The following is a 16,348-nucleotide window of genomic DNA, read 5'->3' on the forward strand; positions in this document are numbered from 1 at the left end:
CCAGGTTGATTCTCCTTTCCTCCCAACGTTGGATTGTGCGCGCCGTTGCTTAACTGTCTATTGATTTTTCCTGATCGCAAGGGGGTTTTCCGCGCAAAAACATGCAGTTAGCAGCGACCTTTGTCGAGTGCTGACAGCGCCGGAGAGTGCCCCTGCGGCATCCCGCCACGCGAATCCAACGTCTAATGTTGCCGTTACCGCGGAACTGGTAATAATGCCGCCGAATTCGCGGCCCCGTCGCCGTGATCCCCGCCGGCGTTTCAAGCCGGCGGTTTGGTTCGGGAGGAAAGTGAAAAATGTCCGATGTGCATGTCCATCGCGTCCAGCCGGCGTGGAAGAAGAACGCGCTGATCGATAATGACACCTACCTGAAATGGTACGCCGACAGCGTCAAGAATCCGGACAGGTTCTGGGGCAAGCACGGCAAGCGCATCGACTGGTTCAAGCCCTACAGCAAGGTCAAGAACACCTCCTTCGACGGCAAGGTCTCGATCAAATGGTTCGAGGACGGGCTGACCAACGTCTCCTACAACTGCATTGACCGGCACCTGAAGAAGCGCGGCAACCAGACCGCCATCATCTGGGAAGGCGACAACCCCTACGACGACAAGAAGATCACCTACAACGAGCTCTACGAGCATGTGTGCCGGCTCGCCAACGTGATGAAGAAGTACGGCGTCAAGAAGGGCGACCGCGTCACCATCTACATGCCGATGATCCCGGAAGCCGCCTATGCGATGCTCGCCTGCACGCGTATCGGCGCCATCCATTCGATCGTCTTCGGCGGCTTTTCGCCGGACGCTCTGGCCGGCCGCATCGTCGACTGCGAATCGACCTTCGTCATCACATCCGATGAAGGCCTGCGCGGTGGCAAGGCCATTCCGCTGAAGGAGAATACCGACAAGGCGATCGACATCGCCGCGAAGAACTTCGTCATGGTGAAGAACGTCCTCGTCGTGCGCCGCACCGGCGGCAAGATCGGCTGGGCACCGGGACGCGACGTCTGGTACCACGACGAGGTCGCGACGGTGAAGGCAGAGTGCAAGCCGGAGAAGATGAAGGCGGAAGACCCGCTGTTCATCCTTTACACATCCGGTTCGACCGGCAAGCCGAAGGGCGTGCTGCACACCACCGCCGGCTACCTCGTCTACGCGTCGATGACGCACCAATATGTCTTCGACTACCATGACGGCGACGTCTACTGGTGCACCGCCGATGTCGGCTGGGTCACCGGCCACAGCTACATCGTCTACGGTCCGCTCGCCAACGGCGCCACCACGCTGATGTTCGAAGGCGTGCCGAACTATCCGTCGCAGGCCCGCTTCTGGGAAGTCATCGACAAGCACAAGGTCAACATCTTCTACACCGCGCCGACGGCATTGCGCGCACTGATGGGCGCAGGGGACAGCCATGTCACCAAGACCTCGCGCAAGTCACTGCGCGTGCTGGGTTCGGTCGGCGAGCCGATCAATCCGGAAGCCTGGGAGTGGTATTTCAACGTCATCGGCAACGGCAAGGTGCCGATCGTCGACACCTGGTGGCAGACCGAGACCGGCGGCATCCTGATCACGCCGCTGCCGGGTGCGACCGACCTCAAGGCGGGCTCGGCGACGCGACCCTTCTTCGGCGTCCAGCCGCAGCTGGTCGACGGCGAAGGCAAGGTGCTGGAGGGTGCCGCCGACGGCAATCTCTGCATCACCGATTCCTGGCCTGGCCAGATGCGCACCGTCTATGGCGATCATGAGCGCTTCGAGCAGACCTATTTTTCCACCTACAAGGGCAAGTACTTCACCGGCGACGGCTGCCGCCGTGACGCCGACGGCTATTACTGGATCACCGGCCGCGTTGACGACGTCATCAACGTCTCCGGGCATCGCATGGGCACGGCGGAAGTCGAATCCGCGCTCGTCAGCCACGACAAGGTTTCCGAAGCCGCCGTCGTCGGTTACCCCCACGACATCAAGGGCCAGGGCATCTATTGCTACGTCACGCTGATGGCCGGAGCGCCGCCCAGCGAGGAGCTGCGCAAGGAGCTTGTCGCCCATGTCCGCAAGGAGATCGGCGCCATCGCTTCACCCGACAAGATCCAGTTCGCGCCCGGCCTGCCGAAGACGCGTTCCGGCAAGATCATGCGCCGCATCCTGCGCAAGATCGCCGAGGACGATTTTGCCGCGCTTGGCGACACCTCGACGCTGGCCGATCCAGCCGTCGTCGACGACCTGATCGCCAACCGGCAGAACAAGAAGGATTGATGCGCGACGAGGCTTTGCTGGGCACTGTCAGCGAGCTCTGGCGCTATCCGGCGAGTTCGCTTGCCGGCGAGCGGCTGGATGCAATCTCGATCGAGGTCGAAGGCATCGCGGGCGACCGCATGTTCGGCCTGGTCGACGCCTCCGACAATGAGATCGCACGGCCGGATCGAGATGCGAAATGGCATAACGTGCCTCGCATCAGGACCCGGCTGACACGCAACCGCGAACTCGAAGTTGCCGTGCCGGGCGGCGAATGGCTGCCGGCCCCCGGCGCCGAAAGCGATCGGTCGGTATCGGACTATCTCGGCTTCGAAGCCTCGATCCGGCCGTTTCGCAGGGAGTACGCTGCCGTCGGCTACTCCGGCCCGCTGACGGCGGAACGCTATCGCAAGGCCCCGATCCATCTTCTGACCACGGCGTCGCTGGCGCGGCTGAAGGCGCTGCATCCGGAGGGCACCGCCGACCCGCGTCGCTTCCGACCCAATATCGTCGTCGACATGGCTCCGGTGGAAGGCTCGTTTCCGGAGACGGAATGGATCGGCCGCAGGCTCGCGATCGGCGAATTGCTGTTGACCATCTCAGAGCCCTGCCGCCGTTGCGGCTTCACCATCATCGGCCAGGATGGCTTCGACCACGACCCGGCGATCCTGCGCAATCTGGTTCGCCACAACGCGCACAATCTCGGCGTCTACTGCACGGTCGATCGGCCGGCCAACGTCGAGGTCGGCGACGCGATGCGCTTCCTGTAAGCTATCGGTACAGATCCGCCCGCGTCGGCGGCAGGCCGCTCGAGCCGCGCGCGCGCCTGGTGGCGACAGTCTGGAAAATCTGCGCCGAAGCGCGTTCGAAGGTGATCGAACAGCCGGTCAGGTAGAGCAGCCACAGACGCGCCTTGGCCTCGCCGACCTCGGCGATCGCCTCGTCGAATCGTGCATGAAGGCGCTCGGCCCACAGCCTGCAGGTGCGCGCATAATGCTCGCGCAGATTCTCGACGTCGTGGACGAGGAAGCCATGCGCCTCGAGATTGCCGAGCGTCATGCCGATCGTGTCGAGTTCACCGCCGGGGAAGATGTATTTGATCAGCGCCTTGTATTCCGGCCCCTTGCGCAGGGTCTTCTTCATGTCGCCCTTGCTGCGCCTGGTGATGGCGTGATGCAGATAGATGCCGCCTGGCTTCAGCAGCCGGTGGATGGTGGAGAAGTAGGCGGCATGGTTGGCGAGCCCCAGATGCTCGAACATGCCGATCGACGATATCTTGTCGAAGGTGCCAGTGAGCTCGGCGTAGGATTTTATCTCGATGGTGATCTTGTCCTCCAGCCCCTCGGCGCGAATGCGCTCACGGGCGAGTTTCGTCTGGGCTTCAGACAGCGAGACGCCGTGGCCGGTGACGCCGTAATTTTTCGCGGCATGGATCAGCATCGCTCCCCAGCCGCAGCCTATGTCGAGCAATCTTTCGCCGGGCTTCAGCCGCAGCTTGCGGCAGATATGGTCGAGCTTGTCGGCCTGCGCCTCGTCGATGCCGTTGGCGAAATCCTTGAAGTAACCGCAGCTGTAGACCATGCGTTCGTCGAGGAAGAGCCGATAGAAGGCGTTCGAGATGTCGTAGTGATGCTGGATCGCCTCCTTGCTCGATCCGCTGACGAAAGGGTTTCGTCCGGCAAGATCGACCCGCGTTGTCATCTGCTTTCTCGAAAACAGAACGGCGGGCAAGTCGCGCAGGATCGCCAGCTTCGGCAATGCCTTGAGTTTCGACCTGAGCTTGCCTTGCGAAGGCAGGGCGTAGAAATCAAACAGTGATCCGTCTTCGATATCGACCGCCTTGGAAATCCACATCTCGATCAGCGTCGAGAAGGAGGGGCGGCGAATGATCTGCCAGGCAATATCCTGGTCGTTGATTGTGAGCACCGGACCGGTGGCTGGGCCAATCCGCTCGCCGGTCCAGAGCTTGACCGCAAAGCCCGGCTTCAGCGTTTCAACGACCGTTCGAACGATCCGCGCGGCCTTGTCGGTGGCGTCCATGCTTCCTCCCGAAGCGAGTGCAGCAATGTTGTCTCTTTGCCCCTGAACTGCAAGCCGGCGCGTCTTGAAAGACACACCACCCGGCTTTTTGAGGGTGATGCCTTGCCATTTTCCAAATGAGACCCCATCATCTGTGCGTGTTCAACAAATCGAAAGGAGGTGATCCGATGTCGAGTGATTTCGTTTTCCAGAACGTGGCCTCAGCGGATTGCACTTTCGGGAAGCAGTCTTCCCGTTAAGGCGCGAGATGCGCGGCGGGTGACCTTATGGGTCGCCGCTAGAGGCCGCGCCATGGACGGAAACACGGAAGGCCGCCGGCTTCGAAAGAAGCGGCGGCCTTTTCCTTTTGGGCCGAACTCTATTTCGTCAACGCCAATGTCTCGATGTTCCGGGCGATTGTCTGGAAGGCCGTATCCAATTCGACGCCGTCGGCGGCCTGGTAGAAGTGCTTGACTGAACCCGTATCGGGGCTGGCACAGGTCTGCAGTGTCGTGACGGCATTGGTCTCATCGAGTTTGAAGCCGATCGTGAAGATTTCTATGCCTTTGTTGCGCATGGCGGCGCAGAGCTTTGTCGCCGCAGTGCGGGTCGCTTCCTTGCCGGCATCGTTATAGACACCGTTCACGCTGGTGGCATCGAAATAGGACAGGTTGAATTCGCCGTCCGTCATAAGGATCGCGTACTTGCCAACTTTCTTCGGATCAGCCTTGGCGGGCCGTTGCGAAGCGTTGAGCACGCTGCCCCAGCTTTCCGAAAGCATGTACCAGGTCCACTGGACGCCGATATGGCCGGCCGTGCCGCCCGAAGCGACAAGATCCTTGATGACGTTCTTGAGCGTGGCGGCGTCGGCCGTCAAAGGCACGAGCGCGGCGACTGGGCAAGCGGCGGTGCGTGTATTCGTGGCAAAGCCCGACAGCAGGTAGTCCCGATTGACCATGCTGGAGTCGGGACCCGCGTCCGAATACTGATCGACACCCTTGCGTTCGGTGGCGCAGTTGTCCGGGCGCGGCGAAGCAGAGGCAAGCTGGGCGCTTGCATTGCCGGGCGCCTGCTTGCGCTCGCTGGCGTTGGCTTCGACGTAGACGCTACTGACCGCAAGCTGACCGGCATTGACCGAATTGGCATAGGGCACGATGGAAACGCGTACCCTTGGCTTGCTGGGATCCTGACCACCCAGGAAACTGTCCACCGCATTGCTCGCCGCCGCCCTCAGGTCCTTGATCTTCTGACCCGCCATCGAACCGGTCACGTCGAGCATCATCGCCACTTCGATGGTCTTGTCCGAATAGAGCGCCGTCGTCGAGGCGGCGACGCGTTTCATGTCGCCCATGCCAAGAATCGGGAAGAACAAGGCGACATCGACATGGACGTCCGCCTGGACCGTCTTGGCGTTCTTGTCGAGCGTCAGCTTGTCCAGCACGATCTGGTCAGCCTGCAGGATGCCTGCCTGGCTGTTGGCGTCGAGAAAGGCCTGCACAGATTTGTTGGCATCGGCTTCCTTGATGACGCCGGTCGTCAGATCGCGCGCCGTCGACGTCACGGCGGCGTCGACCACGCCCTGCAGGCTCGATTTGGCATTGTAGAGCTGTGATACGTTGACGGAAAAGCCAACACCGAGCGACAAGACCGATGCGGCAAGGCTGAACAGGACCGCGAAATTTCCACCGCGATGTCTGGCGAAACCGCCGACCGCGTGGACAAGACCCCCGTAATTCCGCATCCAACAGCCTCCGCATGCCTCGGCCTTATCGCCGCAGGGAGGGCAATGCAGGATTCCAGCCGGGTGACGACGCTACGCCCCACCAGGTGAGAGGGTTCACAAGCAACGCATTGTTTTTGCTTGGTTTCGGACTGCAGGATGGTGAACAACTGGTAAACAGAAAGCCATCGCCGCTCCGGCGTTCTACGAGCCGCTTACCATGATCGACCCAGGGATCGCGAAATACCCGATGACGTCCCGTTGCGGCACGCGGCTTGTGTGCCGAAGCGGGCCAGCTGTCCCGAAGCCGCAGGACCAAAAAAATCGCGTTCGAACGAACTCGGTGCAGGTGCCAACCGCCGGAGACTAGGCCAGCATCCGCGCGCTGGCCGTCCTGTCGACGCCGTGATAGGGCGGGTTGAACAGATTGCTGTCCTGTTCGTAGGTCCATACCTTGAAGAGGTTGAGCCGATGCTGGCCGAAGCTGTGCAGCAGCGGCACGTCGGTCGCATCGCGGCCGCGCGCGATGACGACGCGGCCGATCCTCGGCGTGTTGTGGCGGGCATCGAATGTGTACCACTTGCCGTCGAGGAACACTTCCAGCCAGGCCGAGAAATCCATCGGCGCCGGATCGATCGGCACGCCGATGTCACCGAGATAGCCGTTCACGTAGCGCGCCGGAATGTTCATGCAACGGCAGAGCGTGATCGCCAGATGAGCGAAGTCGCGGCAGACCCCGACCCGCTCCTCATGCGCCTGTGCGGCCGTGCGGGTCGAACGGGCATAGCCATAGCCGAAGGACAGGCGGTTGTGGACATAGTCGACGATCGCCTGCACCCGTGCCCAGCCGGGCGGCAGATGGCCGAACAGTTGCCAGGCGAGATTGCTGAGATGATCGGTCTCGCAATAGCGGCTGCCCAGGAGATAACCAAGGACCTCGTCGGGCAATTCCGCCACCGGCACTTCCCTGGCCAGCGTATTGACCTCGTCGGTCTCGCCGCTGTCCTCGACGACGGCATCGTAGAGGATGCGAAAGCCGCCGGCGGGCGCCGTGAAGCGACGGCAGGCATTGCCGTGGAGGTCATGGTAGAGCCTGGTCGGCACCGAAGGCGATGTCAGCACGCGCGTCTGCCGCTTGATGTCGGCCTGCCTGTCCTTGTGGATCTCAAGCAGGGAAATCACCGGGATAGCCTCGGCGCATTCGATGGCGATTTCGTAGCCGAGCCGGATCAGCATCGCGGGTCCCCTTCGATCGTCGTGGAAAACAGTTTTGCTCAAACGCGGGAGGGGTGCCGTAGTTCCCTAGGCCGATTGAAAAGTCCTGCCCGCGCCTTCCCATGCCCGCGCCTTGACGTTACGGTTGGGCCTTCCCTCGACACGTTCCCCCCGATTCAAGGAAAACCATGTTCGCAGGCAGAAAATTCGCCGCCTTCCTCTTCGATATGGACGGCACGCTCATCAATTCCATCGCATCGGCGGAACGGGTGTGGAGCAATTGGGCACGGCGGCAGGGCTTGGACGTCGCAGCCTTCCTGCCAACGATCCATGGCGTGCGGGCGATCGAGACGATTACCCGCCTGGCACTCCCAGGAGTCGATCCGGCATATGAAGCCGATCTGCTGCTGAAGGCCGAAGCCGCCGATCTGGATGGCATTGTTCAGATCGCCGGCGCTGCGGCGTTTCTCAACTCGCTGCCGCCTGAACGCTGGGCGATCGTGACTTCCGCGCCACGCGAACTGGCGCTGTTGCGCATGGTCGCTGCCGGCATTCCCATCCCTTCCATCCTCGTCGCGGCGGAAGATGTTTCCCGTGGCAAGCCAGCGCCCGATTGCTTCCGGCTCGGCGCGAACCGGCTCGGCTTCGATGCGCGTGATTGCCTCGTATTCGAGGATGCTCCGGCCGGCATAGCGGCGGCCGAGGCCGCGGAGGCCGCGGTCATGGTGATCAACGCCACGCACCAGCATCCGCTGCCCACGCAACATGCCGCGATCGCTGGTTACGAAACGATCGGCATCACCATCGACGAGCGTGGCTGGATCGCGCTGGAGCCGCAGCGCAGCGCCGCCTAGAGCATGATCCCGAAAAGTGGAATCCGGTTTTCGGGAAAGATCATGTTCAAACAAAGAGATAGAGCCCCATCCCGATCCCATCGGGATGGAACAGGCCCTAGACCAGGCGCTAGAAATCGCTGGTCAACCCCTTCACCTCCCAGTCGCCATAACGGCCGGGTTCCTTGCCGCCACGGCCGCCGATTTCCTTCGGCATCGCTGCTTCCTTCTGGCGATAGTCTTGCCGCCGTGCCTCGGCCTCGGCCAGCGCGCGGCGCGCGGCCGGCGTCAGTTTTTTTTGCGGCGCGTCGCCGCCTTGGCCGGCAGGCGTTTTACTGGTTTCGTCGTTCATGCGATATTTCCGGCGGATTGAAACGGGACCTGGCGTTTCCCATCATATAGCGATGAACCCGCGACGATCGACCCCTTTTTGCCACCCTCTGGACAGGAGCAGACGATGAACACACTTCGCACCGCCATGCTTCTTGCCGCGATGACCGCGCTGTTCATGGGTGTCGGTTTCCTGATCGGCGGATCGGGCGGCATGATGATCGCCCTGGTGATCGCCGCCGGCACCAATCTGTTCAGCTACTGGAACGCCGACAAGATGGTGCTGTCGATGAACCGCGCTGTCGAGGTCGGCGAAAAAAACGCGCCCGAATACCACGCGATCGTCCAGGGCCTCGCCGAGCGTGCCGGCCTGCCGATGCCGAAGACCTACCTGATCGACAATCCGCAGCCGAACGCCTTCGCCACGGGCCGCAACCCACAGAATGCGGCGGTCGCCGCCTCCACCGGCCTTTTGCAGGCACTGACGCATGAGGAAGTTGCCGCGGTGATGGCGCATGAACTCGCTCACGTCCAGCATCGCGACACGCTGACGATGACGATCGTGGCAACCTTTGCCGGTGCCATCTCGATGCTCGGCAATTTCGCCTTCTTCCTCGGCGGCAATCGCGACAACAACAACCCGTTCGGCTTTGTTGGCGTGCTGGCGGCTATGATCGTGGCGCCCTTTGCCGCGATGGTCGTGCAGATGGCGGTCAGCCGTACCCGCGAATACGAAGCCGACCGGCGCGGTGCCGAAATCTGTGGACACCCGCTCTGGCTGGCGTCAGCGCTTGACAAGATCGCCCGCGGCGCCGAACGCATTCCCAACCTCGATGCCGAGCGCAACCCGGCAATGGCCCACCTCTTCATCATCAATCCTCTCTCCGGCGAGCGCATGGACAGTCTGTTCTCCACCCACCCGAGCACCGAGAACCGCATCGCCGCCCTTCAGGCGATGGCGCGGCAGATGGCTGGCGCCGCCCAGGCCGCCCCGCGTCAGGCCCCGACACCACGGCAGGCGGACGAACAGCGGCCTTCGGGCCCATGGGACCAGGTCGCGCGGCCGGAGCAGCCGGCGGAGCCGGCCAAGCCGAAACCCAACCCGTGGGGCCGGAACCCGACCGGGCCCAGGGGCCGGTGGTCGTGAGCGTGGCGGACAGAGCACCACGACGCACGGTTTCAGGCGATCAGGAACACAATGCCGGCGGCGAATTCGTCGCCGGTCTTGCCGCGCGCAAAGCGGCGGCGCGCCTGCTTGCCGCCGTCATCGATGCCAGGACGCCGCTCGACGGACTGACCGACCACGAAAACGGCCACCCGCAATACAAGGCGCTCGACCCGCGCGACCGTGGCCTGGTCCGCGCCATCCTGGTCACCGCGCTGCGCTATCGCATGACCATCACGGGGCTGCTGGCGCGACGCCTGGAAAAGTCGCTGCCGCCCAACGCCACCGCACTGTCGCACATCTTGCACGTGGCGGCCGCGCAGATCCTGTTCCTCGACATTCCCGACAGCGCCGCCGTCGACCTGGCCGTGACCCACGCAAAGACCGATCCGCGCACCGTGCGCTTCTCCGGCCTGGTCAACGGCGTGCTGCGCACGCTGGCCCGCGCCAAGGAAACCGAGCTGCCTGCCGCGCTTGCCGCCACAGACGAAGCGCCAAAATGGTTTTCCGACCGGCTGAAGGCCGCCTACGGTACGGAGAAGGCCAGACAGATTCTCGCCGCGCATCGGCACGAGGCGCCTGTCGACTTCTCGGTCAAGGCCGATCCCCAGCTCTGGGCCGAACAGCTCGGCGGCATCGTCCTGCCGACCGGTACGGTGCGGGTGGAGAAGCTTGCTGGTCCCGTCACCGAATTACCGGGCTTTGCCGAAGGCGCCTGGTGGGTTCAGGATGCGGCGGCCAGCCTTCCGGCAAGGCTGTTCGGCGATGTCAGGGGCCTGCGCGTCGCCGATCTCTGCGCCGCCCCCGGCGGCAAGACCGCGCAATTGATTCTCGCGGGCGCCAAGGTCACCGCGGTCGACACTTCGAAGAACCGGCTGGCGCGGCTGGCGCAGAATCTCGACCGCCTCGGCCTGTCCGCCGACATCGTCCAGGCTGATCTGCTCAAATACCAGCCGGAAGAGCTGTTCGACGCCGTTCTTCTCGACGCGCCCTGCTCGTCGACCGGCACGGTGCGCCGGCATCCCGACGTGCCATGGACCAAGACGGCGGCCGATGTCGAAAAGCTCGCGGACCTGCAACGCAGGCTGCTCGCCCGCGCCGTCACCCTCGTCAAGCCCGGCGGCAGGATCGTCTTTTCCAACTGTTCGCTCGACCCGCTCGAGGGCGAAGACCTGCATCGCGCCTTTCTCGAGGCGACAGCGGCGGTCGTCGACGATCCGCTGCGGCAAGGTGAGATTGCCGGCATCGATCCGTTCCTGACGCTGCAAGGCACGCTGCGCACGACGCCCGCCGATCTCGACCTCGGCGCGCCGGAACGCTCGGGGCTCGATGGCTTCTTCGCCGCCCGCATGCGTCGAACATCCTAGAGCATGTCGTCCAGACTCCAGTGGTTCGCCCACCGTGCGTCGATTTCGTCATCGACGTTTTGAAAACGGATGTCCGTGGACAGCCGGATTCGCCCGTCTGGGCTCTGGTTGGTCGCCGAGGCATGGATCATGTAGGGCGAGTGAAGCACGACGTCGCCCGCCTCGAAATCCGCGATCAGCCAACGCGAATCGAACCGCTCGGCCATTTCGGGCAGATCTCTCGACACCCAGCCGCCCTCGGTCATGTTGCGGTTGTAGGCGCTGATCCGTTCCTGGGGATCCAGGCCGGCATTGTTCTCGTTGAACCGGGCTTCCATGCCGGCGCCGATCGCATGCGACCCCTCGAGATAGACGAGGCCGCCCATATCGACTGAAATGTCGCCCAGGGGTATCCAGGCCGTAACGATACGGCTGGTGCCGCCGCGCAGATAGACAAGATCGTAGTGCGCCGGCGTCGCGACAGGCGATCCCGGCTGGGTGAAACGCATGATCTTTCGCTTGTGCAGGTAGGACAGCCCGCCCAGGAATTCGTCCATGAATCGGGACAAGAGCGGTTGCGCGCAAAAGCCTTCATAGGCAGCCGAACGGACCAGCGACATGATGCGGCGATCGGCCAGTTGCCGGTCGAATGCGCCGGCCGCCGCTATGCCGAGCGCGGGATCGAGCCCAGGCCTGACCAACCCGGTATCCGCCAGATGCGAAAACACCCAGCCGCGAAAATCGATCACGCAGCTGCGTGGCAACAGGCCTTTTAGCCAGACATAGCCTTGCATCCCATAGAGATGGCGAATGGTCTCGATGCCGGCGGACGGATCGGTCGGGGTGAGATATCCCAACCGGTTCGTCGCCGTCGACAGCACCTTGCCGTTGGCCGCAAGGGCGACTGGGGGAACGTCTTGCAATGTTGATTTTGCCTGCGATATCGACATTTCAATCACCCATGGCTTCCAGCCTGGGCTGACAATGCCCTATTGTGCCGGCCAGTGCCCATGAACAGAAGATTCAACCTGGACTTTTCGCTCATGCCTGACCGCCAATTGGCATTGTACCGGTCGCCCTCGGCCGCGATGGGCGGCTTGTCCGTGACCGGTGTCGGTCGCCATCGTGTCGAGCAAGCCATTGTCGGGCGAAGGCTGCCGGATTTTGCCGTGGTGCTGGTGGAGCAAGGCAAGGGCTGGCTGGAAACCAGGGCCGCGGGCAAGCAGGCGATCGCGGCGCCCAGCCTGTTCTGGCTGTTCCCCGGCAAAGCGCATTCTTATGGGCCGGACGAGTCGGGATGGACCGAGCGCTGGGCGCTCTTCGAAGGTGCCATGACGCGGGATTTCACGCGCATGCGGCTGATCGCCGAACAGGCGCCGGTCGTTCGGCTGTCCGACCTCGGCGACATGCAGCGGCTGTTTGACCGGCTGTATGCCGAGCTGTCCCCGGATACCGCGCTAAGTCAGGCGGAGGCCGCTGCCACCGTGCATCGATTGGTCGTGCGGGCCGCCCGGCAGGCGATTGGCTGGGGCAACAGCGAAAGCCATCCCGATTTTCAGCGCGCCGTCGAGGAACTGCGCAATCGCGCGGTCGAACCGCTTGACTTCAAGGCGTTCGCCGCGAAATTCAGAATGTCGCCGGCGACCCTGCGCCGCAAGTTCGCACTGCATACCGGGCTGTCGCCCAAGGCATTCCAATTGCGTATCCGGCTCGACCTCGCCAAGCAATTGCTGGTGACCACCGATTCACCCGTCGAGGCGGTGGCCATGGCGGTCGGCATACACGATGCCTTCTATTTTTCCCGGCTCTTTCGCAATCGTGAGATGTGTTCGCCCAGTGAATTTCGATACCGCCACACGAGGAAATGAACAGCGACGCGAGCACCCATATGATCCCGGAAAGGCTTGACTTTTTTGGGGTCGATGATGCCGCCTGAGAGTGAAGCCCTTCACCTTGGCGGAATCCGCCTTCGCATAAGTTCTTGAATCATATAAGCTTGAGCTTGGGGTAGAGGACGACCAGGAGGGGTTTTGGCACTGGCTGCCAGCAGCACGACGCGTCTATGGACGCTTGTCGCGAAGGAGTTCTGGCGCAAAACGCGCCGGCGCCTGCGTGCCGGGCCGGTCTATCGCTGGCGCTATTCCGGCCGCACGCCGGAGCGTGTGCTGATCGCGCCGCCGGACCTGCGCCTTGCCGACCCGCAGATCGCGCTCGAGATTTACTACGGCCGCTACCCCTTGTCGGGGCACCTGGTCGAGACCGGCGGCAAGTCGCCTTTCCAGATCAACGTACCCAACCACGGCTGGCAAAAGACGCTGCATGGCTTTCGCTGGTTGCGCCACATGCGCGCCGCCGGCACCGAGCTTGCCGCCGCCAACGCCCGCGCGCTGGTCGCCGACTGGATCGCCATGCATGGCAGCCATATTTCCGGCGTTGCCTGGGAGCCCGGCACGACGGCCAAGCGCATCATCGCCTGGCTGCAGCATTCCTCTGTCGTGTTGCAGGGCGCCGAGTTTCCCTTCTATCGCGCCTTCCTGAAATCGCTCGCCATGCAGATCCGCTACCTCAGGTCGATGGCGCGCGAGATGCCGGACGGCAAGGACCGGCTGCGCGCCCGCATCGCGCTGGCCTTCGCCGCGTTGTCCTTGCCGGCACCGGCATCGGCACTGCGCGGCGCCACCCGCAACCTCGCCGAGGAACTCGACCGCCAGATCCTCGCCGACGGCGGACACATCTCGCGCAATCCGATGGCGGTGCTGGAAATCCTCGCCGACCTTTTGCCGCTGCGCCAGACCTATGCCAACCAGGCGGAAACGCCGCCGCAGGCGCTGATCGGCGCCATCGACCGCATGCTGCCGGCGCTGCGCTTCTTCCGCCACCAGGACGGCAGCCTCGCCCGCTTCAACGGCATGGGCGCCACCATCCACGACCGCATCGCCACCATCCTGCGCCACGACGACACCGCCGGCGCACCGCTCTTGCATGCGCCGCATTCGGGCTATGAGCGCCTGTCGATGGGTGGCGTCACCGTCATCGCCGACACCGGCCTGCCGCCGCCGGTCGACGTGTCCAACGCCGCGCACGCCGGATGCCTCGCCTTCGAACTGTCGTCCGGCCGCCAGCACTACATCGTCAATGCCGGCATCGACACCTATGGCGCCGCCGAGTTCCGGCCGCTGGCCCGCGCCACGGCCGCGCACTCGACCGCCACCATCAACGACACCTCGTCGGCACGCTTCAGCCATTCGCTACGCGTCAACGACCTGCTCGGTTCGCCGTTGATCGGCGGCCCGCAGCACGTCCCATGCAAGCGCACCGACCAGAAGGGCGTTCAGGGTTTCATCGCCCGCCACGATGGCTATGTCGCCCGCTTCGGCTTCCTGCATGAGCGCGAGCTGAAACTGTCGACGAATGGCAACGTGCTGGCTGGCAGGGACCGGTTCCTGAGGCCGGGCAATGCCGCGATCCGCAACAACGGCCGCGATTTCATCACCATCCGCTTCCACGTCCACCCCGACATCGACCTGCTGCAGGACGAACACGATCGCCTGGTGCTGGCCGGAGATCAGGCCGACACCTGGGTGTTCACCTCCAGCGAAGTGGTGCCGGAGGTCGAGGAATCGATCTATTTCGCCGGCCTTGGCGGCCCGCGCCGCAGCCGGCAGATCGTGCTCGCCTTCAAGGCATCGGATGTTGCCGAGGTCCACTGGCAGCTGACGCGCACCAGCGTCGCCGGCTACCCGGAAAACAACTGACTGTGTCCGCCAGGACTGACCTTGCGGCTTGATTTCCTGATGTCATGTGCTACGGCGCGGACTTGCCCCTCCAGCCGTGAAAGGCCGCCAGCCCATGGCCGTCGCCGCCAAGAACATCCCCGCTCCTGACCTCGTTCCCGTCCGTCGCGCACTGCTCTCCGTTTTCGACAAGACCGGCCTCATCGATCTCGCAAGGGCGCTGGCGGCCGCCGGCGTCGAGCTGGTCTCCACCGGCGGCACAGCCAAGGCGATCGCCGAAGCCGGCATGGCCGTACGCGACGTTTCCGAGCTCACCGGTTTTCCCGAGATCATGGATGGCCGCGTCAAGACGCTGCATCCTTCGGTGCACGGCGCGCTGCTTGGCGTGCGTGACGACCCCGAGCATGCCAAGGCGATGCGCGACCACAAGATCGAGCCGATCGATCTGGTCATCTCCAATCTCTACCCTTTCGAGGAAGTCCGCCGCTCCGGCGCCGACTATGCCGCGATCGTCGAGAACATCGACATTGGCGGCCCGGCGATGATCCGTGCCTCGGCCAAGAATCACGCCTATGTCGCCATCGTCACCGACCCCGGCGATTACGCCTCGGTGCTCAATGCGCTGGAGATGAATTTCGGCTCGCTGTCGCTGGATTTCCGCAAGAAGCTGGCGGCCAAGGCCTTTGCCCGCACCGCCAGCTATGATGCGGCGATCTCCGGCTGGTTCGCCGAGGCGCTCGAGATCGAGCATCCGACCTGGCGCGCCTTTGGCGGCAGGCTGGTCGAGGTGATGCGCTATGGCGAGAACCCGCACCAGAGCGCCGGCTTCTACGTCAACGGCGACAAGCGCCCAGGCGTCGCCACCGCACGCCAGCTTCAGGGCAAGCAGCTCTCCTACAACAACATCAACGACACCGACGCCGCTTTCGAACTGGTCGGCGAATTCGATCCGGACCGCTCCGCCGCCGTTGCCATCATCAAGCATGCCAACCCATGCGGCGTCGCTGAAGGCACGTCGCTGAAGGCAGCCTACGCCAAGGCGCTCGCCTGCGATCCGGTCTCGGCCTTCGGCGGCATCGTCGCCATGAACCGTATCCTCGACGCCGAGGCCGCCGAAGAGATCGTGAAAACCTTCACCGAGGTCATCATCGCGCCCGGCGCCACCGACGAGGCGGCGGCAATCGTCGCGGCGAAGAAGAACCTGCGCCTGCTGGTCACCGATGGTTTGCCGGACCCGCGCACCCCTGGCACGACGGTCAAATCCGTCGCCGGTGGCATGCTCGTCCAGGGCAGGGACAATGCCGTCGTAGACGACCTCGAGCTGAAGGTGGTGACAAAGCGGGCGCCGACACCGGTCGAAATGGCCGACCTGAAGTTCGCCTTCCGCGTCGCCAAGCACGTCAAGTCGAATGCCATCGTCTACGTTAAGGGCGGAGCCACCGTCGGCATCGGCGCCGGCCAGATGAGCCGGGTCGATTCCTCGCGCATCGCCGCGCGCAAGGCCATCGACGCCGCCGAGGCAGCGGGCCTTGCCGAGCCGCTGACCAAGGGCTCTGTCGTCGCCTCCGACGCTTTCTTCCCGTTCGCCGACGGCTTGCTATCTGCGATCGAAGCCGGCGCCACCGCGGTTATCCAGCCGGGCGGCTCGATGCGTGACGACGACGTCATCGCCGCCGCCGACGAACACGGCATCGCCATGGTGTTCACGGGCGTGAGGCATTTCCGGCATTAGCTAGCGCCAGCACAGAGGCGTTC

The 16,348-nt window shown here is 63.7% G+C and carries 13 protein-coding genes; 8 read left to right on the forward strand and 5 right to left on the reverse strand.

The features are described 5' to 3' along the window. Nucleotides 1–296: 296 nt before the first annotated feature. Nucleotides 297–2,252, forward strand: a complete 1,956-nt coding sequence (gene acs / locus NR193_RS16735) for an acetate--CoA ligase (RefSeq protein WP_256751891.1) — start codon at nucleotides 297–299, stop codon at nucleotides 2,250–2,252. Continuing rightward, a complete protein-coding gene (locus tag NR193_RS16740; RefSeq protein ID WP_256751892.1) occupies nucleotides 2,252–3,001 on the forward strand; it encodes an MOSC domain-containing protein in 750 nt (249 codons plus the stop codon). The genes acs and NR193_RS16740 overlap by 1 nt, the downstream gene beginning before the upstream one ends. 1 nt (nucleotide 3,002) lies before the next feature. Here the strand turns inward: NR193_RS16740 and NR193_RS16745 are convergent, their stop codons facing one another. The 3 genes from NR193_RS16745 to NR193_RS16755 all read right to left on the reverse strand — a co-directional run bounded on the left by NR193_RS16745 (nucleotide 3,003) and on the right by NR193_RS16755 (nucleotide 7,206). Next, on the reverse strand, nucleotides 3,003–4,271 hold the full coding sequence (locus tag NR193_RS16745; protein WP_256751893.1) for a cyclopropane-fatty-acyl-phospholipid synthase family protein: 1,269 nt from the start codon (nucleotides 4,269–4,271) through the stop codon (nucleotides 3,003–3,005). 358 nt (nucleotides 4,272–4,629) lie between these two features. Further along, complete coding sequence (locus NR193_RS16750) at nucleotides 4,630–5,991, reverse strand: TadE/TadG family type IV pilus assembly protein (RefSeq protein ID WP_256751894.1); 1,362 nt, start codon at nucleotides 5,989–5,991, stop codon at nucleotides 4,630–4,632. 345 nt (nucleotides 5,992–6,336) lie between these two features. Then, complete coding sequence (locus tag NR193_RS16755) at nucleotides 6,337–7,206, reverse strand: transglutaminase family protein (protein WP_256751895.1); 870 nt, start codon at nucleotides 7,204–7,206, stop codon at nucleotides 6,337–6,339. A gap of 167 nt (nucleotides 7,207–7,373) precedes the next feature. On the opposite strand from NR193_RS16755, the gene NR193_RS16760 reads away from it, so the two are divergent. After that, entirely contained in the window at nucleotides 7,374–8,039 is a 666-nt protein-coding gene (locus NR193_RS16760; RefSeq protein WP_256751896.1) for an HAD-IA family hydrolase, read from the forward strand. A gap of 109 nt (nucleotides 8,040–8,148) precedes the next feature. Here the strand turns inward: NR193_RS16760 and NR193_RS16765 are convergent, their stop codons facing one another. After that, the gene (locus NR193_RS16765; RefSeq protein WP_256751897.1) at nucleotides 8,149–8,370 is read right to left on the reverse strand and encodes a DUF1674 domain-containing protein; all 222 of its coding nucleotides are present in this window, start codon (nucleotides 8,368–8,370) and stop codon (nucleotides 8,149–8,151) included. 105 nt (nucleotides 8,371–8,475) lie between these two features. Here NR193_RS16765 and htpX point away from each other — a divergent pair, with 105 nt between their 5' ends. Next, nucleotides 8,476–9,495 carry a zinc metalloprotease HtpX gene (htpX, locus tag NR193_RS16770; protein WP_256751898.1) on the forward strand — a complete coding sequence of 340 codons (1,020 nt, stop codon included), beginning with the start codon at nucleotides 8,476–8,478 and terminating at the stop codon, nucleotides 9,493–9,495. After that, nucleotides 9,492–10,880, forward strand: a complete 1,389-nt coding sequence (locus NR193_RS16775; RefSeq protein WP_256751899.1) for an RsmB/NOP family class I SAM-dependent RNA methyltransferase — start codon at nucleotides 9,492–9,494, stop codon at nucleotides 10,878–10,880. The genes htpX and NR193_RS16775 overlap by 4 nt, the downstream gene beginning before the upstream one ends. Here NR193_RS16775 and NR193_RS16780 read toward each other — a convergent pair. Then, nucleotides 10,877–11,809: a phytanoyl-CoA dioxygenase family protein gene (locus NR193_RS16780; protein ID WP_256751900.1), complete on the reverse strand. Its 933-nt coding sequence runs from the start codon at nucleotides 11,807–11,809 to the stop codon at nucleotides 10,877–10,879. The two genes, NR193_RS16775 and NR193_RS16780, sit on opposite strands and share 4 nt — an antisense overlap. A 93-nt stretch (nucleotides 11,810–11,902) precedes the next feature. On the opposite strand from NR193_RS16780, the gene NR193_RS16785 reads away from it, so the two are divergent. From NR193_RS16785 to purH, 3 genes are all read left to right on the forward strand, one after another. Then, complete coding sequence (locus NR193_RS16785; RefSeq protein WP_256751901.1) at nucleotides 11,903–12,727, forward strand: AraC family transcriptional regulator; 825 nt, start codon at nucleotides 11,903–11,905, stop codon at nucleotides 12,725–12,727. 162 nt (nucleotides 12,728–12,889) lie between these two features. Further along, nucleotides 12,890–14,614 (forward strand): heparinase II/III family protein, encoded by a 1,725-nt coding sequence (locus NR193_RS16790; protein WP_256751902.1) that lies wholly within the window; start codon nucleotides 12,890–12,892, stop codon nucleotides 14,612–14,614. A 94-nt stretch (nucleotides 14,615–14,708) separates the two neighbouring features. Further along, nucleotides 14,709–16,325, forward strand: coding sequence for a bifunctional phosphoribosylaminoimidazolecarboxamide formyltransferase/IMP cyclohydrolase (gene purH, locus NR193_RS16795; RefSeq protein ID WP_256751903.1), 1,617 nt, complete (start codon nucleotides 14,709–14,711; stop codon nucleotides 16,323–16,325). Nucleotides 16,326–16,348: the final 23 nt, after the last annotated feature.

This window comes from Mesorhizobium sp. Mes31 (assembly GCF_024519675.1).
In the GTDB taxonomy this organism is placed as follows: domain Bacteria; phylum Pseudomonadota; class Alphaproteobacteria; order Rhizobiales; family Rhizobiaceae; genus Mesorhizobium.